The sequence below is a fragment of the Micromonospora sp. NPDC051543 genome, assembly GCF_044454415.1.
Classification (GTDB): Bacteria; Actinomycetota; Actinomycetes; order Mycobacteriales; family Micromonosporaceae; genus Micromonospora.
Genome location: NZ_JBITDT010000001.1, coordinates 392680 through 414696 on the forward strand (window position 1 = coordinate 392680; position 22017 = coordinate 414696).

Below are 22017 nucleotides of genomic sequence, written 5' to 3' on the forward strand. Positions count from 1 at the left end.
TCACCGTGCCGCGTTCAGATAGCGCAGCACGGCGAGAACTCGCCGGTGGTCGGTCCGCGCCTGGGGTAGGTCGAGTTTGGTGAAGATGGCCGTCACGTGTTTCTCCACGCTGCGCGGGGCGAGGTGGAGCGACTCGCAGATGGCGAGGTTGGACCGGCCCTCGGCCAGCATCCCCAGGACCTCGCGCTCCCGCTCGCTCAGCCGGGCGACGCCCGCGTCCACCGACGGCGCCGCCAACAACTGGCGCACCACCTCGGGATCCAGAGCGGTCCCGCCGGCGGCCACCCTCCGCAGCGCGTCGATGAAGTCCTCGGTGCTGACGATCCGGTCCTTCAGCAGGTAACCGATCCGACCCGGGTGTTCGGCGATCAGCTGCCGCGCGTACCGGGTCTCCACCCACTGGGAGAAGACCAGCACGCCGGTGTCCGGGTGGGCCACCCGGATCGCCAGCGCCGCTCGCAGGCCTTCGTCGGTGAAGGTCGGTGGCATCCGCACGTCGACGACCGCCGCGTCCGGTCGGTGTTCGTCGACCGCCGCGCGCAGACCGTCACCGTTGTCCACGGTCGACACGACGGTGATCCCGTGATCGTTCAGCAGCAACGTGATCCCGTCGCGCAGCAACGGGTTGTCCTCGGCGATCACTACTCGCACGGCAGCTCCACGGTGATGGTCGTCGGTCCACCGGGCGGGCTGTCCAGCCAGAGCGCGCCGTCCAGCGATTCGGCTCGCCGGATCAGCCCCACCAGACCCGTACCCCTGCTCCCGGATCGTGCCCCGCCGTGCCCGTCGTCGGTGACAGTCAGGCGCAGGACGCCATCCTGCGCGCGAAGGTCGAGCCGGATCCGGCTGGCCCCGGCGTGTTTCGTCACGTTGGTGAGGAGTTCGGCGGCGCTGAAGTACAGCGCCGACTCCAGGTCGGGCGTCGGGCGCTGAGGCAGGTCCACGTGTACGTCGACGGGTACCGCGCTACGCGCGGCCAGGGTCTCGATCGCGGTGCTCAGGCCGGCGTCGAGCACGGGCGGGTGGATGCCCCGCACGATGTCCCGCAGCTCATCCAGCGCCTCCACCACCGCGCCCCGGGCCTGCGTCACCATCGCCTTCAGCTCCGGGTCGCCGGCGCGCCGCTCGATGCGCGACAGACCCACGCCGAGCGCGACCAGCCGGGCCTGCGTACCGTCGTGCAGATCCCGCTCCACCCGCCGCAGCAGCGCGGCCGCGTCCGCCCGCAGCGCGGCCCGGCTGGCCTCCAGAGCCGCTATCCGGACCCGCTCGGGGACCGGCTCGAGCAGGGCCCGCACCAACCACCGGTCCAGCGACACGATGAGCCGGAAGTACCACGGAAACACCAGCAGCGCGGCCAACCCCTGCGCGGCCAGTCCCCAGTTACCGCCCCACGGCGGGTCTTGCGGAAAGCGGTGCACCCACACGGGGTAGGTCACGCCCACCAGCCCTCCGACGACGAGGGCCCCGCCGAGGTACGCCCCCGCGGCCATCAGCGGCAGCCGGGCGAAGCAGTAGGCGAGGGCCTTCCAGGCGCTGGCGTCCGTCAACACCGCGCGCGCCCAGCGCACCGGGCCCGTCCCCCGGCGGCCCACGGGCGGCGGGTTCGGCCAGCTCCAGCCGAGGAACAGCCGGGCCGGTCCACGGAAGTACCGCACGGTCAGCCGCCCGAGCACCAGCACACCGGTCAGCGGTGGCAGGCCGATCGTCAGCAGCGACAGCACGGAGAACACCACCCCCAGCAGTGCTATCGCGAACGTCGGCACGGCCAGCACGGTGCCGGTCACCGTGTAGCCGACCGCACGCCAGGTACGGGCGGCCGTCGGAGCACGCAGGACCGCGCTGACGACCGGCCTCACGTGTCCGCCGCCAGCGATTCCACCGCCGGGCGGCGCATCGCGACCAGCGCCGGCACGACGGTGCCGAGCAGCACCAGGCCGATCACCGCGGTCAGGCCACCGGCAAGCTGCCCGGTTGGCAGGTACGGCGTCCACGTGCCCAGCATGCCGTGCAGCATCGGAACCGTGGTGACCATCGCGACAACGGTACCCATCGCCAGGGCGGTCACCGTCACCAGCAGGGCTTCGCAGACGACCATGGCCAGCGCCCGCATCCTGCTCGCGCCGACCAGCCGGGTCACCGCAAGCTCGCGGCGTCGGGCCAGCAGTACGGTCGCCAGCGTGTTCACCGCGGCGACGGCGGCGAAGGCGACGTAGACGGCTGTCCCGGAGTACTCCGTCCACACCCGCGCCGCCGGCTCGGGGACGCCCCGCACGTGCACGGACGTGGTGTGCGTGACCACCTTCACCATGGCGAACGCGATCGCCAGGACCAGTGGTACGAGAGCGCCGGACAGCGCCTTGGCACGCACCGCGAGGTTGTCCGCGGCCAGCGCCCCGGTACCCCCGAACAGTCGCGTGAGCGGAGCGGCCAGCCGCAGCAGGACCGGACCGAGGAAGCCGACCCCCACGCACATCGCCAGCATCGTGAAGAAGCTCGACTCGCCGGCCTTCGCCGGGTCGCCACCCGTGATCTGGATCGACAGCGCCACGCCGCCGGCCACGAGCACCACCCCGATCGCGGTACGTACCAGGCTGATCCGGCGCGGCGGAGCGGCCGTCTCGGTCAGCGCGGCGGCGGGGCGTACCCGTGCCGGGCGCGTCCCGGCGATCAGCGCACCGACCATCGACGCCCCGACGGCGATGCCCAGCGCCACGGGCAGTGCCGCAGACGACGGGTGGAACGTCACACCGGGTGGGATCGCCTGGTGTCCGGTGAGCCCCGCCAGCCAGGCGTGGGCGAGCAGGGCACCGAGCGGTACGCCGAGCACGGTCGCCGGCACCGCCACCGCGGCGGCCTGGGTCGCCACCGCGCGGCGCACCCGGCCGGGAGTGGCGCCGAGCGCCCGTACCAGCGCGATGTCCCGGGCCTGCCGGGCGATCGACGACGTCATGGTCAACCCGACGACCAACGCGGTCAGGTACACCGACACCACCACGAACAGCATGGCCATCTCGGGGATCGAGCTCTCGGTCAGCACCTGCCGGGCGCTCGGGTCCAGCCTCGCACCGGACAGCGATGAACTGGCGCCCAACGCGCCGGACACCAGCGCGGCGGCCAGGCACTGCGTGACGAACGGACCGGCGAAGGACCACGGCTGCTTGCGCAGCGCCTGCCTGGTCAGCCCCGCGCTCATTGGGCCGCCACCGGGTCCCCCGTGGTGGCCCGCAACCGCTGGGCGATGCTCGCCGGATCGGGCGTCGGGACGTCCGCCACCACCTCGCCGTCGCGCAGCAGGACGAGCCGGTCGCTCCAAACCGCGGCCAGCGGATCGTGGGTGACCATCACCACCGTCGCCCCGGACCGGTCCACCCCGTCACGCAGCAGGCGCAGCACCTGCTCACCGGTCGCCGGATCCAACGCCCCAGTCGGCTCGTCAGCGAAGACGACGGCGGGACGGCCAGCCAACGCGCGGGCGATGGCGACCCGTTGGCGCTGGCCTCCGGACAGCTCACCGACCGACCGGCCCGCCAGCCCGGACAGGCCCACCTCGGCCAGCACCTCGTCGAGCGGGCGCGGGCGCGGTCCACCCAGCCGCCGGGGCAGCAGCACGTTCTGCCGCACCGTCAACTCCGACAGCAGGTTGTACGACTGGAAGACGAAACCCACCCGGTCGCGACGCAGCCGGGTCAGCGCGCCTTCGCGCATTCGGGTGACGTCCCGGCCGACCAGCCGAACCCGCCCCGACGTGGGCCGGTCCAACCCCGCCGCGCACTGCAGCAGGGTGCTCTTGCCCGAGCCGGTAGCTCCCATCACCGCCACGAACGTCCCCTCCGGCACCACGAGCGAGATGCCGCGAAGAGCGGCGATGGGCCGTTTGCGCGAGCCGTAGGTGCGTGTCACCCCGTCGAGTTCCACCACGTTGTCCATGCGTTCCACCCTCGACGCTGGCGGCGATCCGGACATCCGGGCGACCCGAACGATCGTGGTGCGGTTATCCGTACCCGCGCCGCGCTGCGGCAGCCCGCCAGGAAACCGCTTACCTCTGCTCTATTGACGTTCGTAACTGCGCGTCAGTACGTTGATGCGGCAGCGAGAAAGCGCTTTCCGACCCTCACCGTCCGACAGGGAGCGCCCCCATGCCCAAACACCTGCGCGCGATCTGCCTCGCCCTGCTCACCGTCGCCACCGTCCTGAGCACCACCACCGCCCTGCCCGCCGAGGCCGCCCCGCGCTTCCGGGTGCTGGTCTTCTCGAAGATCACCAACTTCTACCACGACTCGATCCCGGCCGGCGTCGCCGCGATCCAGCAGCTCGGCGCCACCGGAAACTTCGAGGTCGTCGCCACCACCGACGCGGCCGCCTTCACCGACGCCAACCTCGCCACCTTCGACGCCCTGGTCTTCAACAACACCAACTCCACCCCGGCCTCGGGCGACCTGCTCAACGCCAGCCAGCGCGCGGCGTTGCAGACGTTCATCCGCAACGGCGGCGGCTGGGCCGGCCTGCACGCCGCCTCGGCCAGCGAACGTGACTGGTCCTGGTACGAGGGCCTGGTCGGCACCATCTTCGACTACCACCCGGACTTCTCGGCCACCGGCGGCACGTACCCCGGGCGGGTGAAGGTCCTCGACCGCGCCCACCCCTCCACCCGCAACCTGCCGGAGCTGTGGGAGCAGAGCGAGGAGTGGTACAACTGGCGGACCAACCCGACCGGCAACGTGCACACCCTCGCGCAGATCAAGGTGCGTGACGGGATCAGCGGCCTGGACGAGGGCGTCGACCACGCGTACTCCTGGTGTCAGCGCTACGACGGCGGCCGATCCTGGTTCACCGCCGGTGGGCACGCCAGCTCCCAGTTCAGCAGCGCCCCGTTCCTGGAGCACCTGCGCTACGGCATCGAGTGGGCCGCGGGCGCGGTCGCCGGGGACTGCTCGGCCAGCAAGACCGGCACGTTCGAACGCGTCGGGCTGGTCACCGAGAACCTGGCCGACCCGTTCGAGCTGGCCGTCGCGCCGGACCGCAGGGTCTACTACATCCAGCGCACCGGTGCGCTCAAGGTGGTCGACTCGGAAACGCTCCAGGTCACCACGCTGCTCGACTTCGCGTACACCTCGGCGATGACCGACCAGTCCGACGGGCTGCTCGGGATGACCCTGGACCGCGACTTCGCCAGCAACGGCTGGGTCTACCTGCTCTGGTCCGACAAGACCCTCAAACAGCTCAACCTGTCCCGGTTCACCGTGGCGAACAACAGCGTGGCGCTCTCCTCGGAGAAGCGGCTGCTGACCGTCCCGACGTACCGGGGCGTGGGTCGGGCCAACTCACACATGGGCGGATCGCTGGCCATGGACACGGCCGGTCGCCTGTACGCCGCGATCGGCGACAACACCGACCCCTTCGCGTCCAGCGGTTACACCCCGATCGACGAGCAGTCCGGGCGGGCCGCCTGGGACGCCCAGGGCACCGCCGGCAACACCAACGACCTGCGCGGCAAGATCCTGCGGATCATCCCGCAGGCCGACGGCACGTACACCGTGCCCAGCGGCAACCTCTTCGCGGCCGGCACCGCGCGGACCCGACCGGAGATCTACGCGATGGGCATGCGCAACCCGTTCCGGATCACCATCGAGCCGGGAACGAACGCGGTGCTGGTCGGTGACTACGGCCCGGACGCCCGCGCGGCCGATGCGAGCCGTGGACCGGAGGGGACCGTCGAGTTCAACCGCATCACCGCAGCCGGCAACTACGGCTGGCCGTACTGCGTGGGCAACAACATCCCGTTCAACGACTACAACTTCGCGACCAGCACCTCCGGGGCGAAGTTCAACTGCGCGGCGCCGGTGAACAACTCCCCCAACAACACCGGCCTGACCACCCTGCCGGCGGCGAAACCGGCGCTGGTCTGGTACGCGTACTCCGCCTCCACCCAGTTCCCCGAAGTGGGCACCGGCGGCGGCGGCCCGATGAGCGGGCCGGTCTACGACTTCGACCCGGCGAACACCCGCACCACGAAGTTCCCCGAGTACTTCGAGGGCAAGTGGATCACGTACGAGTTCACCCGCAGGTGGTTCAAGACGCTCTCGATCCACAAGACGGCGCAGACCTTCAGCAACTCGCGTTTCGCCCCCACCGCCGTCGGTGACCTCCAGTCGATCAACGGGATCTTCGAGAACATGAGCTGGATCCAGCCCTTCGAGGCGGAGTTCGGCCCGGACGGCTCGCTCTACGTCATCGACTTCGGCGAGGGCACCGGCAGCGGTCGCGGCGGCAGCAACGCCGGCGCCGGCATCTACCGGATCGACTACGTGGCGAACGGCCGCCCACCGACCGCGAAGATCACCGCCAGTCCGGACACCGGGCGTACGCCGCTGACGGTCGGCTTCTCCTCGGCCGGCACGACGGCCGGCGACGGCACCGCCCTCAGCTACGCCTGGGACTTCACCAACGACGGCACCACCGACTCCACCGCCGCCAACCCGAGCTTCACCTACTCGGCCGCCGGGAAGTTCACCGCCCGGCTGACCGTCCGCAACAGCGGCAACGCTCTGACCGCCACCGCCGTCACCGACGTGGTGGTCGGCAACACCCGGCCGACGGTCACCGTCACCGTGCCCGACGGCGGCTTCTTCGACTTCGGCGACAAGATCCCGTACACGGTGACGGTCACCGATCCGGAGGACACCACCATCGACTGCGCGAAGGTGACCGTACAGACGCAGCTCGGCCACGACACCCACGCCCACCCGCTGGACGTCTACACCGGCTGCTCGGGGCTGCTGGCCACCGAAGCCGACGCCGGTGACGGACACGGACCGGGACAGAACCTCTACACCCTGATCACCGCGCAGTACACCGACGGTGGCGCGGCCGGCGGAGTACCGGCGCTGACCGGCTCGACCCGGATCCAGTTGCAGTCCAAGAGCAAGGAGGCCGAGCACTTCAGCGCCCAGTCCGGCCTGATCGTCAACGACCGGACCACCGCCCGCGCCGGCAAGCGGCTCGGCGACGTCGACCACAACGACTGGGCGGCGTACGGACCGGTGGACCTGCGCAACATCGGCTCGGTCACGCTCGGGGTCACCAACGGCGGCCTCGGCGGCACCATCGAGCTGCGAACCGGTTCATCCACCGGGACGCTGATCGGTACGGCCACCGTCGGCTCCACCGGCGGATGGGACAACCTGGTGTCGCCCACGGTCACGCTGACCAACAAGCCGACCGGCACCACCACCCTGTACGCGAAGTTCGTCAACGCCGCGCAGGTCGGCGGCACGCCGGACCTGATGTCGTTGGACTGGATGCGGTTCAACGGCGCCGGCGTCAAGCAGGAGCCGGGCGGAAGCCTGGCGATCGCGGCCAACCCGACCAGCGGCGCCGCACCGCTGACCACCACGTTGACCGCCACCGCGACCGCGCCGTCCGGGCAGAGCATCACCGATTACGAGTGGGACTTCGGCGACAACACCACCGGTGCGCACGGCGCGACGCTGCGGTCGACAAGTCACAGCTACGCGCGCAAGGGCACCTTCACCGCCCGCGTGACGATCACCTACACCGGGGGTGAGACCCGCTCGCTCAACCTGACCGTCACGGTCACCTGATGTGAATCGGTTTCGGGCGGGTCAACCCGCCCGCCACCGCGGAGCCTGTGACAGTCGAGATCTTGGACAGTTTCCGTCAGCTCATGACGAAACTGTCCAAGATCTGCGGCCTCGGGCCGGTGGCGTCGTGCGCGGACGACGACCTGGAGGTGTTGCCGGATCTCAACCTCGCAAGGCTCGGCACGCCCGCCGATTCGACCTTCTGACCGGGCCGGTAGAGGCATCTTCGTCACGGAGACGCACGCCTGAGTGGCCCGGCGAGCGCTAACTCGACAGGCCCTCTGGTACGGGTAGCTCGAGATGTGCCAGGAGGGCGGCGACCTCGCGGTCGAGCTGCAGGCCCACCTCGTGGATCGCGTCCAGGCCGAACGAGCCGAACGTGCAGCTGGGCTGCTCGATCACGAACCGCACCCCGCCGTCGGGCACATCGCCGATCACCGTGCGCAACGGCGCGTACAGTATGGCTCTCGGGTCGTGCCGGTACATCTTCTCGGCGATGGTGTGGTTGCCCATCAGGTACTCGACCGCGTTGCCGGCGTCACCCGCGAGGCTCATCATCGGCCGCAGCTCGCCACTGCTCCAGTAGATGAGGAAGTCGTGGGGCGCACGCTCGCGCATCAGGGCGAGCACGTCGTCCCAGGGGGCGTCGCGGGCCACCAGGGCGTCGAACGCCGCGGCGTCGTAGCGCGGGACGGCCTGCTCGTACTGCCGCCGGAACTCCTCGAACGGTCGATCGACGCCGATGTCCAGGCGTCGGGCCTGGTAGTCGCGTTCGGTGTACCCCTGCTTCATCCCGCGTTCCCCGATCCCCATCGAGCTATTTCACGAGCGTCACCACTTTAGTCCGAAATGCGCCCTTAGGATCGGGGCATTGTTAGTTCAGCCGTCGGTGAGGTGATGTGTGTGAACGGCGCGGAAGCACTGCTGCGGACGCTGGCCGACGGCGGGGTGGAGGTGCTCTTCACGAACCCCGGAACCACCGAGCTGCACCTGGTCGGGGCGCTGGAGTCGGTTCCCGAACTGCGCGGAGTGCTCGCCCTCTTCGAGGGCGTCGTCACCGGCGCGGCCGACGGCTACGCCCGTATCGCGGGCAAGCCGGCGGCGACCCTGCTGCATCTCGGGCCCGGGCTCGCGTACGGGCTCACGAATCTGCACAACAGCCGACGCGCCAACTCGCCGGTGGTCAACATCGTCGGGGACCACGCGACGTTCCACACCGCCTTTGATCCCCCGTTGAACTCGGACATCGCCGCCCTGGGCGGATGGCTGCGTGGCCCGGTCCGTCGACCGGAGGACGCGGCCGGGGCCGGGACCGACGGCGCGGCCACGCTCGCCGCCGTACTGGAGCCGCCCGGTCAGATCGCCACCGTCATCATGCCGGCGGACGTGTCGTGGTCGGACGGCGGCACGGCCGTACCGCCGATCGGGCCTCGCTCGGCGCCAACCGTCAGCGAGGAGGTGCCCGCGCAGATCGCGGAGGTCCTTCGTGCCGGGGAGGCCACCGCCCTGATCATCGGCGGGACCGCGCTACGCGAGGCGGGTCTGTTGGCCGCTGGTCGTATCGCGGCGTCGACGGGCGCGCGGGTGCTCCAGGAGCTGTACTCCAACCGGGTCGAGCGCGGGGCCGGCCTGCCCATGTTTCCCCGGCTCGGCTTCTATCCGAATCAGGTGCTCGACCAACTGCACGGGATACGGCACGTCATCGTCGCGGGCACCAAGGCGCCCGTCTCCTTCTTCGCCTACTCCGATCAACCGAGCCTGCTCGTACCCGAGGGAGCGCAGACGCACGTCCTGGCCGAGGTGGGCCAGGACGCCGTCGCCGCGCTCGACCGACTTGCCGACCTGGTGGCACCGGGAACGACCGCCCCGGTGACCGAACCGCGTCGACCGGCGCTGCCGAAGGGGAACCTCACCCTCCAGAACTGGACGGACGTCGTCGCGGCGTTGCTGCCGGAACGCGCCATCGTCATCGACGAGACTGTCAGCTCCGGCACCGCCCTGGCTGCCGCCACCGCCGGCGCACCGCGCCACGACGTGCTCATGCAGACGGGCGGAGCGATGGGTGACGGCCTGCCCCTCGCCGTCGGTGCCGCCGTCGCGGCACCCGACCGGCCGGTACTGGCGCTGGTGGCCGACGGCTGCGTCATGTACACCGTCACCGCGCTGTGGACCCAGGTCCGCGAACAGTTGAACATCACCAACGTGGTCCTCAACAACCACGCGTACGCGATTCTGCGCCAGGAGTGGGAGTACTTCAGTAATCGTCCGGGTCGCACCGACCCGGACGGAAACCCGCTGTTCGACCTGGCCAACCCTCAGATCGACTTCGTGGGTCTGGCGAACGCCTTCGGCATGCCGGCCAGTCGTGCCACCACCGCCGAGCAACTCGCGGAACAGCTCTCCCGAGCGCTGGCCCATGACGGCCCGCACCTCATCGAGGCCGTCATCCCCGCCGCCGCGTAGACGCATCCGGTCCCGCGAGGCGACCGCCCGAACCGTGTCGGCACGGCGACATTGATCGTTTCCGGTCGCCGCTGGCGGGGAACTTCCCAGGTCGAGGTGAGGGGGAACCATGAGCCGATACGCACTACCGTCGATCGTCCGAGCGCCTCGGATGTTCGGACTGATCCTGCCGTTGGTGGGCACCGTCGCGCTGAGCACCGCCTGCACGGCTGCCGAGGACGGGTCCGACGCGACGCCGTCGAGCGCGGCGACGACGTCGGCCCCGGCCAGTCCGACCGACCAGCCGTCCGGCAGCGCCAGCGCCCCGACGACCATCCCGACGTCGGCCTTCGTGGAGCTACCGTCCGAGCTGCGCAAATCTGCCCGCCGTACGACGGATGTCAGCGCGGCCCTGCCGAAGCTGTGCGCAAACGAGTTCGGCACCGGGGGTCGACAGGTCACCGCGAGCGCGGCCATGACGGTGACGTACAAGAAGGCCGGCGAGCCCGACAGCAACACGCCGCAGGGCATGATCCACCAGACCATCTTCACCTTCGACGGCGACGGCGCGGCGGACTACCTGCGCCGCCTCGGCGACGCGGTCCGGGCGTGCCCGTCCTTCGACCAGGACGGCAACAAGGTCACGGTCCAGAGCAAGGCGGTGACCGGTGTCGGGGACGAGGCGTTGCTCGTGACTCATACGCGGCCCGCCACCAGCTTGGGCGGCGAGCGTACCGGCGGCGAGACCTCCAGCCAGATCGCCGTGGCTCGGGTCGACACCGTGGTGACGGTGTTCAACGACCAGGGCTGGGAGGGCAGCAGCGGCAATCCCGCCATCCTGGACCGGACCATGCGCGACGGTGTGCGCGTCATCGACGCCTGGCAGAGCTAGAAAGGCCAGTGGGGCGGCGCACGACAGCGCCGCCCCACTGCTTGTACGGCTACTCCTCCCAGGAACTCTGCTGGGTGTTCACGAGGTTGCCGGGAACGACCGTGCCGTTGGTGCGGTACTCGGTGTACGCCCAGAAGTCGCCCTCGGGCAGCGGCCGGTTGGGCTTCAACGTGAAGTTGAGGCTCATCCCGCGCTCGGTCGTCGACGGCAACGTCAGCGTCGCCGGCGCGTAGGTGGCGTTGCGGCCGATGATGGCGTGGCTCAACTGGAAGTCCACGACCGGGCCGCCGGGCACCTGCGCGAACACGTAGGCCGTGTAGCGCCCCGGCTCGGGCAGGAACTTGTACGCCTGCTCCGCGCTGGTCCAGTACCTGTCACTGCTGTAGACGAGCTTGTCGCCCTTGTACAGGTACAGGTCGAGGTTCGTGTTCGGATCCTCGGTGTTGGCCTCGACGATGATGCCGGCGGTGTTCGCCGGCACCGTGAAGTCGACCTTCTTCACGCCGGACGCGCTCGGGTCGAACACACCGCCGTACACGCCGGCCGGCATCGAGTACGACTCCCGGAGCATCGGCGTGTAGCCGGTGCTGCGACCGGTGAGCGGGCCGGTGAAGCCCGGCTGGGCATAGCCGAACGAGCCGCTGGTCATCCGGCCGAACTCCTCGCCGTCGTCAGCGTACGGCCGGGGGGTGATGCCCCACGGGCGGGCGGCGACGGGGATCCGGGCACTGTGGACCTTGCCCCGCCAGGTGATCGACCCGGTGACGTACCGGTCCCAGGGGGCGCTGCCCCGGCGCAGCGTGATGGACACCGTCGCGGACTTGCCGGGCGCGAGCGTCACCGACGCGGGCGACACCGTGACCGTCATGCCGGGCAGGCCGGACACCGACGACCGGTAGGTCTCCCGCGTCGTACCCACGTTGGTCAGGGTGCGCTTGATGGTCACCGCGTGGGTGCCGTCGTACTCGCGCAGCGAGATGGCCGGCAGGTTGAGTTCCTTGCCGTCGGGCTGGGCCGTCTCGCTGAACTCGACCAGATCGGCCGCGGTCGGCTCGATGACCAGGCCCGGGTCCTTGGCTCCGGTCAGGTTGATGAAGCCGCTGCCCTGGTCCAGCGGGTTGGTGGTGCCCCGGGTGTCGGTGGCGGTGGTCCGCAGGGCCGAGGCGACCGTCCCCGGCGACCACGTGGGGTGCGTGGCGCGCAGGATCGCCGCCGCGCCGGCCACGTACGGCGAGGCCATCGAGGTACCGGAGTACGCGTCGTAGCTCCGCCCGAAGTTACCCGACGGTGAGACCGCGGCGATGATGTCCGTCCCCGGTGCTACCAGGTCCGGCTTGAAGACGCCCAGGGTCACCTTGTCCGGGCCGGTGGAGGAGAAGTCCGCCACGCTCGGGATCCCCGGGACGCTGGAGCCGTCGCCACCGGTGCGCAGCGACACCTTGGCATCGGTGGGGTGACGCATCAGGTAGTTGAACAGCGTGCCGGCCTGCTTCTCGGTGTTCAGGTAGACCACCGGGAAGTTGTAGATGGAGTTGACGCGGTAGTTGCCGCTCGGGTCGAACACCACCATCGCCGCACCGCCCTTCTCCTTCACCTCCAGCGCGGAGTTGAAGGGGGTCGACAGCGCGCAGGCGACCACCTTGCCCTTGATCTTGGCCGCGTCCAGGCTGCCGGGTTCGCAGTACGCCGACCCCTGCTCCAGCGAGCCGGCCTGGTCGCCGAAGACCATCGGCCGCGAGGCGTCGCCGGGCAGCGCGTCCAGTGAGCCGCCGACCAGCTTCGTGCCGTCGCCCAGCTTGACCGTCGCCTCGTTGGCGTTGGTCACCGCCGCGCCCACCGTGGTGACCCAGGGCGCCGCGTTGCTGATGGCACCGCTCACGATGCCGGTGTTGCCCGCCGACGCCGCCACGAAGACGCCGGACAGCGTGGCGTTGAGGAAGGCGACGCCGATGGGCGTGTTGGCCTCCCAGTCGCCGAGGTCGCTGCCGATGGAGAAGTTCAGGACCTGCACACCGTCGGAGACGGCCGCGTCGATGCCGGCGATGATGTCGGCGTCGTAGCCCATCCCGCCCCAGAGCACCTTGTAGACGGCGATCTGGGCGTCCGGCGCGACACCGGAGACGGCACCGTAGGAGCGGCCGTCGATGGTGACGTCCCGCACCGGCAGACCGGCTGCCGTGGAGGCGGTGTGGGTGCCGTGCCCGGCCGCGTCGCGGGGCGACAGGAACTCACCCTCGGGTACGGACCCACCTCCGGCGAGCCAGGTGTCGGCGAAGTACCGGGCACCGACGATCTTGCCGTTGCAGTGCTCGGCCACGAAGGCCACGCCGGTCTGGCAGGTGCCGTGCCACGTCTTGGGCGCCGGCATCTTCTTGGCGAACGACGCGCTCTCCGGCCAGATGCCGGTGTCCAGGACGCCGACGACCATGCCCGCGCCGGTGGCCGGGCCGGGCTTGACCGGCTTGGCCGGCTTCGCGGCCGCGTCCGTCGTGGACGCGGCGGCCGCCGAGGAGGTCGGCGTACCGGCGGCGGGGGCGCTCGGGGCGGCCGCGAGCGGCATCGCCGATCGGGTGCCCAGCGCCCGTGCGGCGGTGACGGCGCGGACGCGCTTGTCGGCCCGCAGCGCGGTCGCCTGCTTGGCGGTCAGCGTCGCCGAGAACCCGTTGAAGGCGGCGGTGTACGCGGCCTTCACCTGGACGCCGGCCGCGCCGGCGACGGCGGATCGCTGCGCGTCGAGGTGCCGGCGGTACGCCTGCGACGGCGCCGACGTCACGTCCAGGCGGGCGCCCGGCGCGGGGCGGGTCCGCGCGAGCCCGGACGTCCCGCCGACGTACGTGGTCAGTGGCGCCTCGGCCAGCTCGACGACGTAGACGCCCGAGCCGTTGGCGTCCACGGCGGTCTTCGGGCTGGTCCCGTCGGCGTCGGCGCGACGATCGGCGCCGTCGGTCAGCGTGGTGCGCCGGTCAGATCCCTTGGTGAAGTAGCCGACCCCGCCGCTGGCCGACCGGTCGCCCGGCGCTGCCGACGCTGATCCCGCGACACCGGTCGTGCCGGCGAGCATCGCTGCGACCAGCGTCGGTATCGCCAGTCTTCGCAGATTTCTTCCGCTCGTGCGTGTGGACACGAGACTCCTTCCATCGCCCCTGTGTGGAGCTCCTCGTCAACCGCGACCCGCATGGGAGCGCTCCCCCACCTAAGCCCTCGACGGTTAATCGAGGATTCGATCGGTGTTACGGATCATGACGCAGATAAGATCATGATGTTTCACCCGTGCCTAGATCATGTTTTTTCGCCGCAGGTGAGGGACAATCACCGGCTACGGCCAGAGCCGCACCACGGCGAAGACAGCGGCGATGACGATCGCGGGAAGCACCACGTAGATCACCAGGAGCACCCAGGGCAACAGCCGGAACGCCCTGCCCAGAGTGCTCTCCGGCGGGGTGTAGCGGACCGGCGACCCCAGACCCGTCCGCTCCCACACCAGCCCGGCCGCGTCGGTGAAGCGGATCCTCGCCTGCCCCATGTACGCGGCAGTGCCGGTCAAATCGAAGCGCACCGCCTCGGACCTCTCCACCACGGCGAAGCGTCTGCCCCCGTTCGCGATCACGGTGCCCCGCATCTCTCGACGACGTCCGGGCCAGCGGAACGATTCCTGCCAGGCCACGTCGACATGGACGTCGAAGATGGGCGCGGCGCTGTGGTTGACGAGGGTCACCGTCGCCTCGGTCGGGTCGCGCCGGACCACGACGCCGTCGCTCTCGTCGTCATCGCGGGTCAGTACCGGGATGACCAGGCGGGCCTGCGCCGCCTCGCGGCTCTCCTGCTCCTCCCGACGGACCCGGGTCTCGTGACGGAACAGCAGACCGGTGAAGACGACGGCAAAGGTCGACATGACCAACCCGGCCAGGCTCCCCCACGCCTGCATCCAGTCCGTGATCTTCGGGGCTTCGGTGGCCAGCATCGGATCAGGGTAGGTACGGCCGGTGGGTCGCGTCGATCGGGAAGCGGCCCTGACGCCACTGCCAGTGCCGGCCGGCCGACAGGTGGTCGACGATCGCGCGTTGCAGGGCGGTACGGCGCGGCAGCTCGTCGAGCGGCGTGCTCAGGGTACGGAACACGAACCGCAGCACCTCGACGTCGGCGTCCAGCCCCTCCGGCTCCTCGTAGGGCTCCAGCTCGAACCGTCGCTGGAACCGGATGATGTTCGAGTCCTCGGGCAGGTATTCCCCCAGCTGGGGATCGAGCAGCCACGAGCCGCAGGAGAACGCCGTGTAGCTCTCGTCCGGGAAGTGCCGCGGGAAGAAGGCGCGACCCTCGTCGAGCGACGCCGAGACCGCCTCCGGCGTCAGCGGCCCCGCGTCGGGGATGTGCAGGCCGATGGCGCCGTCGCCGCGATGGTGCTGCAACCGGCCCAACTCGTAGACCGCGCCGCGCACGTGCAGCGTCAACCAGCTCTGCATGACCGGCCAACCCTCGCCGCGCATCCGCCGGTCGACGGCGAGGTTACGGCCCAGGTCGGCGAGCGTCGACCAGGAGACGGCGTCGGGAACGCCGTGGTCACGGTGGTAGCCCCGGACGACCTCGACCAGCGCGAGGTACGCGTACACGTAGAGATGCCGCCAGGCCAGACCACGGTCGCGCGGCAGCTCCGGGCCGGGCGGCAGCCAGACGTACCCGCCGAGATCCGCGCGGACCAGCGCGATCGAACGGTCGAGCAGCCAGCGCAGCTCCGGCGTCCACAGTGGCGAGGAGTCGTCCGGCCAGCCCGCCATGATCTCGGTGGCGTCGTCGGACGGCACCGCGAGCCGGTCGAGGATCGCCGGCGCGTCGGCCTTGGCGGGCAGGGGGGCCGAGGGCCGGTCGCCGGCCAGCCAGTGCACCCGCTCGACAGCCTCGACGGGCACCCCGAGCAGGGCCGCGGTCTCCTCCAGATCCACGCCGACGACCCTACCGCCGCTCGGCGTTCCGCTGCGCCCCGCGCCGGTCAGACGACATGGCGCAGATAGCCGGCGATCGCCGCGTCCAGCACCTGCGCGCCCGGCCGCGCCCAGACCTCGGCGGAGAAGACCTCCACCTCGATCGGACCGCGGTAGCCAGCCGCGTCCACCGCCTCGCGCAGCCGCCGCAGCTCGATGCACCCGTCGCCGGGCAGCGCCCGGCCGAGCAGCACGCCCTCCGGCAGCGGTGTAACCCAGTCGCAGACCTGGAACGCCGCGATCCGCGTGCCGGCCCGGGCGATCTGCGCGTACACGGTGTCGTCCCACCACACGTGGTACGCGTCGACGACCACCCCGACCACCGCCGGATCGAATCGCTCGGCGATGTCGAGCGCCTGACCGAGGGTGGCGATCACACAGCGGTCGGCGGCGAACATCGGGTGCAGCGGTTCGATCGCCAGCCGGACGCCGGCCGCCGCCGCGTCCGGCGCCAGCTCGCCGATCGCGTCGGCGACCCGACGGCGGGCATCGTCGACGTCGCGACTGCCCGCCGGCAGTCCGCCGGAGACGAGCACCAGCTCGGGTGCGCCCAGCGCGGCGGCCTCCTCGATGGCCCGCAGGTTCTCCGCACGCCAGTCGTCGGCGGTAAAGAACCCGCCCCGGCACAGCGACGTGACGGTGAGGCCCGCGTCGCGGACCAGCTTCGCCGAGCGGGCCAACCCGTACTCGGCCACCGGCTCCCGCCACAGTCCGATGCCCGGCACGCCGGCCGTCACACAGCCGGCGACCACGTCGGGCAGCGGCCAGCGCTGCGCGGTGGCCTGGTTGAACGAGAACCGCGCGAGACTCACTGGACTGCTCTCCGTTCGCGACTGCGGGGCTCGCAAAACCGGCTCACTCCTCGCGCTCACTGGGCTGCTCTCCGTTCGCGACTGCGGGGCTCGCAAAACCGGCTCACTCCTCGCGCTCACTGGACCACCCCCGCGACGGTGAAGAACGCCCGTGCGCGGGCGGCGGCCAGCTCCGCGTCGGGCAGCAGCCCGGCGGCGTCGGCGAGGGTGAGCAGGGTCGCCAGGTGCGCCGGGGACCGGCCGGACTGCGCGCCGCCGACCATCGTGAAGTGGTCCTGGTGCCCGGCCAGCCACGCCAGGAACACGATGCCCGTCTTGTAGTGCCAGGTCGGCGCCGCGAACAGGTGCCGGGCCAGCGGCACGGTCGGCGCGAAGATCTCGTCGTACGACGTCAGGTCACCCCGGTCGAGAGCATCCAGCGCGGCGGCGGCGGCCGGCGCGATGGCCGCGAACACGCCGAGCAGCGCGTCGGAGTGGCCCACCTCGTCGCCCCGGATCAGCTCCGGGTAGTGGAAGTCGTCGCCGGTGTAGAGGCGTACCCCGGCCGGCAGTCGACGCCGTAACGCCACCTCCCGGTCGGCGTCGAGCAGCGACACCTTGATGCCGTCCACCGTCGACTGGTGGGCCTTGACCAGCTCGACCACCGTATCGGCGGCCAGGTCCAGGTCGACCGACCCCCAGTAGCCGGTCAGCGCCGGGTCGAACATCGGGCCCAGCCAGTGCAGCACGACCGGCTCGCCGGCGGCGGTCAGCAGCTCGTCGTACACCCGTAGGTAGTCCTCGGCGTCGCGGGCGGTGGCGGCCAGGTGCCGGCTGCACATCAGCACCGGCCGCGCGCCGGCGGCGCGGACGTCGTCGAGCTGCTCGCGGTACGCGGCGGTGACCTCGGCCAGGCTGGCCGGGCCGGCCGGGAGCTGGTCGGTGCCGACACCGGCGACGATCCGCCCGCCCACGGCCCGGGCCTCGGCGGCGCTGCGCCGGACCAGCTCCCGGGTCGCCGGATAGTCCAGCCCCATCCCCCGCTGGGCGGTGTCCATCGCCTCGGCGACACCCAGCCCGTACGACCACAGGTGCCGCCGGAACGCGAGGGTGGCGTCCCAGTCCACCGTCGCCGGGGCGCCCGGTACGTTCTCCGCGCCCGGATCGGCGACCACGTGCGCGGCGGCGTACGCGATCCGGCTGGTCGCCGGCGCGGCCGGGCGGGCGAATCCGCCGGCCCCGGTGAGCCGGTGACGCCGGCCGCCCGGCAGCGCCACGTCGACGGCGTTCACGGGTGCAGCTCCGGAACCTCGACGCGGACGCCCTCGCGGGCCGCGCGCAGCCCCAGCTCGGCGAGCTGCACGCCGCGCGCGCCGGCCAGGAAGTCCCATTGGAACGGCTCGCCGGCCACGACGTGCCGCAGGAACGCCTCCCACTGCACCTTGAAGCCGTTGTCGAACTCCTCGTTGTCGGGCACCTCGGTCCACTGGGCGCGGAAGTCCTCGGTGACCGGCAGGTCCGGGTTCCACACCGGTTTCGGGGTGACCGCCCGGTGCTGCACCCGGCAGTGCCGCAGCCCGGCGACGGCGCTGCCCTCGGTGCCGTCGACCTGGAACTCCACCAGCTCGTCGCGGTACACCCGCACACCCCACGACGAGTTGATCTGCGCGATCACGCCGCCGTCGAGTTCGAAGATGGCGTACGCGGCGTCGTCGGCGGTGGCGGCGTACGCGCGGCCGTCCTCGTCGAACCGCTCGGGCACGTGGGTGGCGGTCACACAGGTGACCGCGGTGACCCGGCCGAACAGCTCCTGAAGCACGTAGTGCCAGTGCGGGAACATGTCGGAGGTGATGCCGCCGCCGGCCTCGGCTCGGTAGTTCCACGAGGGACGCTGGGCCGGCTGCCAGTCACCCTCGAAGACCCAGTAGCCGAACTCGCCGCGCACCGAGAGGATCCGACCGAAGAAACCGCCGTCGACGAGCCGCTTGAGTTTGCGCAGCCCGGGCAGGAACAGCTTGTCCTGCACGACGCCGGTGCGGACACCGGCCGCGTCGGCGGCGCGGGCCAGGTCGAGCGCGGCGGCGGTGTCCTCGGCGAGCGGCTTCTCCGTGTAGATGTGCTTGCCGGCCTCGATCGCCTGGCGGATCGCCTTCTCCCGCTGCTGGGTGACCAGTGCGTCGAAGTAGATCTCGACGTCGTCGCGGGCCAGCGCGGCGGTCAGGTCGGTGGTCCAGTCGGTGAGGCCGTGCCGCCCGGCGAGTTCGCGGAGCTTGGTCTCGTTGCGCCCCACCAGGACCGGTTCCGGCCAGATGGTCGTGCCGTCGGCCAACGCCACGCCGCCGGACTCGCGGATGGCCAGCAGGGACCGGACGAGGTGCTGGCGGTAGCCCATCCGTCCGGTCACGCCGTTGACGATGATGCCGATCGACCTGCGGGTCATGGTGGTCCCCTTCGTCGTGCTGGTCGTTCAGTGGTTGGCGGCCGCGCTGCCGAGCAGTCCGCGCAGTTCGGTGGCGAGCCGGTCGAAGCGGGCGTCCGACATCACCTGCGCGTAGTCGCGGTGCGCCGGCAGCTCGACGTCGAAGGCGCGGATGATCCGGCCGGGCCGGGCGCTCATCACCACGACCCGGGTGCCGAGAAAGACCGCCTCGGCGATGGAGTGGGTGACCAGCACCACCGTGGTGCCGGTCTCCCGCCAGATGCGGTGCAGCTCGGCGTTCATCTGCTCGCGGGTCAGCGCGTCCAGGGCGCCGAACGGTTCGTCCATGAGCAGCACCGGTGGGGCGTGCAGCAGCGCGCGGCAGAGCGCCACCCGCTGCTGCATACCGCCGGACAGCTCGTGCGGCAGCGCCTTCTCGAAGCCGGTCAGCCCGGTCATCTCGATCAGCTCGTCCGCCCGACGGGCTGCCCGCGCCCGGTCCATGCCGCGCATCTCGGCCTGGAGCAGGATGTTGGCCCGCGCGCCACGCCACTGGAGCAGCGCGGCCTTCTGGAAGACGAAGCCGATCTCCTTCTGCGGGCCGCGCACCGGCTGTCGCAGCAGTGAGACCTCGCCGCTGGTGGGCTTCACCAGTCCGGCGACGATCTTCAGCAGGGTGGACTTGCCGCAGCCGGACGGACCGACGATGGTGACGAACTCGCCCGGCTCGATGTGCAGGGACACGTCGTCGAGGGCGGTGGTCCGCGAACGTCGGGTGGTGAACCGGACGGTCACCCCGGACATCCCGATGGCGGTGCCGGTGGTCGCCGGCGCGGCGCTCACCTCGTCACCCCTTGGCCGCGTACGACGAGTCCCAGTACGCGTTCGGCGCGCCCGGATCCTTCAGCTCCGCGTAGCGGGCCATCAGGTCGATGGTCTCCGACCACTGGGCTTCGGTGTTCACCCCGGCCGGACCGTCGCCGCCGAGCAGCGGCAGGTTGAGGGTGAGCTGCTTGGTGAGCACCTCGGGGGCGGGCTCGTTCTCGGCGAGCGCGACCATGGCGCTCACCGCGCCGGCCGGGTCGCGCGCCGCGTCGGCCCAGGACTTCTGGGTGGCCCGGACGAACTTGCGGGCCAGCTCCGGGTCCTTCTGCAGGGTCTGGGTGTTGGCGATCAGGCCGGTGCCGAGCAGGTTCATCCCGTAGTCGGCGAAGAGCAGCACGTCGACTTTCTTGCCGGTCTTGCTCTCGATGGTGGGCGCCTGGTCGTGGAAGAAGCCCATGATGGCGTCGACCTTGCCCTCGGCCAGCGCGGCGATCTTGCCGGCGGCGTCCACGTTGACCACCTTGACGTCGTCCTTCTTGAGGCCGTTCTTCTCCAGCCAGGCCGGGAAGGTCGCGTAGAGGGCGTCGCCGGGTGTGCCGCCGACGGTCTTGCCCTTGAGGTCGGCCGGTGTCCTGATGTTCTTCTCGGTGAAGAACTCCACCGAGGACGGGCCCTTCTCCAGGTACGCGCCGAGGCTGCGCACCGGCATCCCGCTGGCCACCGACTTCAGCAGGACGGGACTGTCGGCCCAGCCGAAGTCGGTCTGTTTCTGGGCGACCTGCTTGACGGTGTTGCCGGACCCGTTGCCGGGCAGGATCTTCAGGTCGATGCCCTCGGCGGAGTAGTAGCCCTTCTGCAGGCCGTAGTAGAAGGGCGCGTGCTCGCCGTACGGCACCCAGTTGAGGGTGAGGGTGACCTGCTTTTTTCCGTCGGCGCCGGTCTTGCCGGCGGAGTCCGAGCCGCCGCAGCCGGCGGCGGCGAGCAACAGGGCGGCGGTGGCCAGGATGGTGGTGGCGGTGCGCTTCATCGGTGCCTCCGTGATGGGGTCGGTCAGGAGGTGGTGAGGGACACGCCGGCGCGACGGCTGGCGTGCCACGGGATGAGCAGCGCCTCGGCGATCTCGACCAGGACGAACAGGACGATGCCGATGGCGGACATCAGGATCAGGTCGGCGAACAGCAGCGGGGCGTCGAGGTTGCCGTTGGCCAGCAACAGGACGTAGCCGAGCCCTTCGCTGGCGCCGACGAACTCGCCGACCACGGCGCCGACCACCGCGAGGGTGACCGCCACCTTCAGGCCGGCCATGAGGTGCGGCAACGCGTTCGGGAAGCGGATCTTGCGGAAGGTCCGCCAGGGCCCAGCGCCCATCGTGGCGGAGAGGTCGAGCAGTTCCGGGTCGGTCGAACGCAGGCCGGCGACGCCGGAGATGACCACCGGGAAGAACGCGATGAGCACCGCCAGGATGATCTTCGGAGTGAGGCCGAGACCGAACCAGACAACCAGTAGCGGCGCGATGGCGATCTTCGGGATGACCTGTGCGAACAGGACGATCGGGTAGAGCGCCTTGTCCAGGGTGCGCGAGTAGGCGATGGCGACGGCGGTGGCCAGCCCCAGCGCGGCGGCCAGGACGAAGCCGAGCACGGTCTCGTAGAGGGTGACCAGGGTGTGTCGGGCCAACTCGGACCACTGGTCGGTCATCGTGGTCCAGACCTGACCGGGGGTGGGCACGAGGTAGTTCGGCACGTACTCCCGGGCGGCGACGAACCACCAGGCGAGGACGAAGGCGGCCAGCACGAGCGCCGGCCGCCAGAGCGAGTCGGCGACCGCCGCCGCACGGCGGCCGAGCGTGCGTCGGGGTGACCGGTCACCGTCGTCCGGCGTCGGACCCGCCTCTCCGGATCCAAGCCCACTTTCGACGCGGACCGGAGCGTCGGCCGATCCGGGCGAGGAGTCGGCGGTGGCGGCGGACTCCGCTCTCCGCTCACCGCTCGCCTGGTCGGCGGCGTGCCGGCCTGCCGTGTCCAAAGAGTTCTCAGTCACGTGAACCTCCTCGGGGCCCGGCGCGGCA

At 71.0% G+C, this 22017-nt stretch carries 18 protein-coding genes; 4 read left to right on the plus strand and 14 right to left on the minus strand.

Going from position 1 to position 22017, the window contains the following annotated elements; genetic code table 11:
- From ACIA3K_RS01905 to ACIA3K_RS01920, 4 genes are read right to left on the minus strand one after another with little or no spacing between them, the layout of a single operon-like run.
- On the minus strand, positions 1-651 hold the full coding sequence (locus tag ACIA3K_RS01905; RefSeq protein ID WP_396798475.1) for a response regulator: 651 nt from the start codon (positions 649-651) through the stop codon (positions 1-3).
- Positions 642-1859: a sensor histidine kinase gene (locus ACIA3K_RS01910; RefSeq protein WP_396798476.1), complete on the minus strand. Its 1218-nt coding sequence runs from the start codon at positions 1857-1859 to the stop codon at positions 642-644. Before ACIA3K_RS01910 ends, ACIA3K_RS01905 begins: the two co-directional genes overlap by 10 nt.
- Complete coding sequence (locus ACIA3K_RS01915; protein WP_396798478.1) at positions 1856-3196, minus strand: FtsX-like permease family protein; 1341 nt, start codon at positions 3194-3196, stop codon at positions 1856-1858. Before ACIA3K_RS01915 ends, ACIA3K_RS01910 begins: the two co-directional genes overlap by 4 nt.
- Positions 3193-3930 carry an ABC transporter ATP-binding protein gene (locus tag ACIA3K_RS01920; RefSeq protein ID WP_396798480.1) on the minus strand — a complete coding sequence of 246 codons (738 nt, stop codon included), beginning with the start codon at positions 3928-3930 and terminating at the stop codon, positions 3193-3195. The genes ACIA3K_RS01915 and ACIA3K_RS01920 overlap by 4 nt, the downstream gene beginning before the upstream one ends.
- Before the next feature lie 209 nt (positions 3931-4139).
- Here ACIA3K_RS01920 and ACIA3K_RS01925 point away from each other — a divergent pair, with 209 nt between their 5' ends.
- Positions 4140-7604 (plus strand): ThuA domain-containing protein, encoded by a 3465-nt coding sequence (locus ACIA3K_RS01925; RefSeq protein ID WP_396798482.1) that lies wholly within the window; start codon positions 4140-4142, stop codon positions 7602-7604.
- A gap of 83 nt (positions 7605-7687) precedes the next feature.
- Positions 7688-7810: a hypothetical protein gene (locus ACIA3K_RS01930; protein WP_396798484.1), complete on the plus strand. Its 123-nt coding sequence runs from the start codon at positions 7688-7690 to the stop codon at positions 7808-7810.
- 58 nt (positions 7811-7868) lie between these two features.
- On the opposite strand, the gene ACIA3K_RS01935 is transcribed toward ACIA3K_RS01930, so the two are convergent.
- On the minus strand, positions 7869-8396 hold the full coding sequence (locus tag ACIA3K_RS01935) for a hypothetical protein (protein ID WP_396798486.1): 528 nt from the start codon (positions 8394-8396) through the stop codon (positions 7869-7871).
- Between the two features lie 111 nt (positions 8397-8507).
- Between ACIA3K_RS01935 and ACIA3K_RS01940 the strand changes: the two genes are divergently transcribed.
- Both ACIA3K_RS01940 and ACIA3K_RS01945 read left to right on the plus strand, forming a co-directional pair.
- Positions 8508-10067 (plus strand): acetolactate synthase large subunit, encoded by a 1560-nt coding sequence (locus ACIA3K_RS01940; protein ID WP_396798487.1) that lies wholly within the window; start codon positions 8508-8510, stop codon positions 10065-10067.
- A 109-nt stretch (positions 10068-10176) separates the two neighbouring features.
- Entirely contained in the window at positions 10177-10938 is a 762-nt protein-coding gene (locus ACIA3K_RS01945) for a hypothetical protein (protein ID WP_396798489.1), read from the plus strand.
- Positions 10939-10987: 49 nt separating this feature from the next.
- On the opposite strand, the gene ACIA3K_RS01950 is transcribed toward ACIA3K_RS01945, so the two are convergent.
- The 9 genes from ACIA3K_RS01950 to ACIA3K_RS01990 form a co-directional block, all read right to left on the minus strand.
- Complete coding sequence (locus tag ACIA3K_RS01950; RefSeq protein ID WP_396798490.1) at positions 10988-14062, minus strand: S8 family serine peptidase; 3075 nt, start codon at positions 14060-14062, stop codon at positions 10988-10990.
- 192 nt (positions 14063-14254) lie between these two features.
- Positions 14255-14899 carry a hypothetical protein gene (locus tag ACIA3K_RS01955; RefSeq protein ID WP_396798491.1) on the minus strand — a complete coding sequence of 215 codons (645 nt, stop codon included), beginning with the start codon at positions 14897-14899 and terminating at the stop codon, positions 14255-14257.
- A gap of 4 nt (positions 14900-14903) precedes the next feature.
- Entirely contained in the window at positions 14904-15875 is a 972-nt protein-coding gene (locus tag ACIA3K_RS01960) for an acyltransferase domain-containing protein (protein ID WP_396798493.1), read from the minus strand.
- Between the two features lie 47 nt (positions 15876-15922).
- Positions 15923-16726 carry a sugar phosphate isomerase/epimerase family protein gene (locus ACIA3K_RS01965; RefSeq protein ID WP_396798494.1) on the minus strand — a complete coding sequence of 268 codons (804 nt, stop codon included), beginning with the start codon at positions 16724-16726 and terminating at the stop codon, positions 15923-15925.
- A gap of 116 nt (positions 16727-16842) precedes the next feature.
- Positions 16843-17997, minus strand: a complete 1155-nt coding sequence (locus ACIA3K_RS01970; RefSeq protein ID WP_396798496.1) for a dihydrodipicolinate synthase family protein — start codon at positions 17995-17997, stop codon at positions 16843-16845.
- The gene (locus ACIA3K_RS01975) at positions 17994-19145 is read right to left on the minus strand and encodes a Gfo/Idh/MocA family protein (protein WP_396798498.1); all 1152 of its coding nucleotides are present in this window, start codon (positions 19143-19145) and stop codon (positions 17994-17996) included. The genes ACIA3K_RS01970 and ACIA3K_RS01975 overlap by 4 nt, the downstream gene beginning before the upstream one ends.
- 27 nt (positions 19146-19172) lie before the next feature.
- Positions 19173-19928 (minus strand): ABC transporter ATP-binding protein, encoded by a 756-nt coding sequence (locus ACIA3K_RS01980; RefSeq protein WP_396798803.1) that lies wholly within the window; start codon positions 19926-19928, stop codon positions 19173-19175.
- A gap of 43 nt (positions 19929-19971) precedes the next feature.
- A complete protein-coding gene (locus ACIA3K_RS01985) occupies positions 19972-20976 on the minus strand; it encodes an ABC transporter substrate-binding protein (RefSeq protein WP_396798500.1) in 1005 nt (334 codons plus the stop codon).
- A 23-nt stretch (positions 20977-20999) separates the two neighbouring features.
- Positions 21000-21989, minus strand: coding sequence for an ABC transporter permease (locus ACIA3K_RS01990; RefSeq protein WP_396798502.1), 990 nt, complete (start codon positions 21987-21989; stop codon positions 21000-21002).
- Between the last annotated feature and the right edge of the window lie 28 nt (positions 21990-22017).

What these genes read in the sequence shown, in the direction of transcription:
- ACIA3K_RS01915 (WP_396798478.1), bottom strand. Translation starts at nt 3,196, where the DNA reads ATGAGCGCGGGGCTGACCAGGCAGGCGCTGCGCAAGCAGCCGTGGTCC.
- ACIA3K_RS01920 (WP_396798480.1), bottom strand. Translation starts at nt 3,930, where the DNA reads ATGGACAACGTGGTGGAACTCGACGGGGTGACACGCACCTACGGCTCG.
- ACIA3K_RS01925 (WP_396798482.1), top strand. Translation starts at nt 4,140, where the DNA reads ATGCCCAAACACCTGCGCGCGATCTGCCTCGCCCTGCTCACCGTCGCC.
- ACIA3K_RS01930 (WP_396798484.1), top strand. Translation starts at nt 7,688, where the DNA reads ATGACGAAACTGTCCAAGATCTGCGGCCTCGGGCCGGTGGCGTCGTGC.
- ACIA3K_RS01935 (WP_396798486.1), bottom strand. Translation starts at nt 8,396, where the DNA reads ATGAAGCAGGGGTACACCGAACGCGACTACCAGGCCCGACGCCTGGAC.
- ACIA3K_RS01945 (WP_396798489.1), top strand. Translation starts at nt 10,177, where the DNA reads ATGAGCCGATACGCACTACCGTCGATCGTCCGAGCGCCTCGGATGTTC.
- ACIA3K_RS01955 (WP_396798491.1), bottom strand. Translation starts at nt 14,899, where the DNA reads ATGCTGGCCACCGAAGCCCCGAAGATCACGGACTGGATGCAGGCGTGG.
- ACIA3K_RS01975 (WP_396798498.1), bottom strand. Translation starts at nt 19,145, where the DNA reads ATGACCCGCAGGTCGATCGGCATCATCGTCAACGGCGTGACCGGACGG.
- ACIA3K_RS01980 (WP_396798803.1), bottom strand. Translation starts at nt 19,928, where the DNA reads ATGTCCGGGGTGACCGTCCGGTTCACCACCCGACGTTCGCGGACCACC.
- ACIA3K_RS01985 (WP_396798500.1), bottom strand. Translation starts at nt 20,976, where the DNA reads ATGAAGCGCACCGCCACCACCATCCTGGCCACCGCCGCCCTGTTGCTC.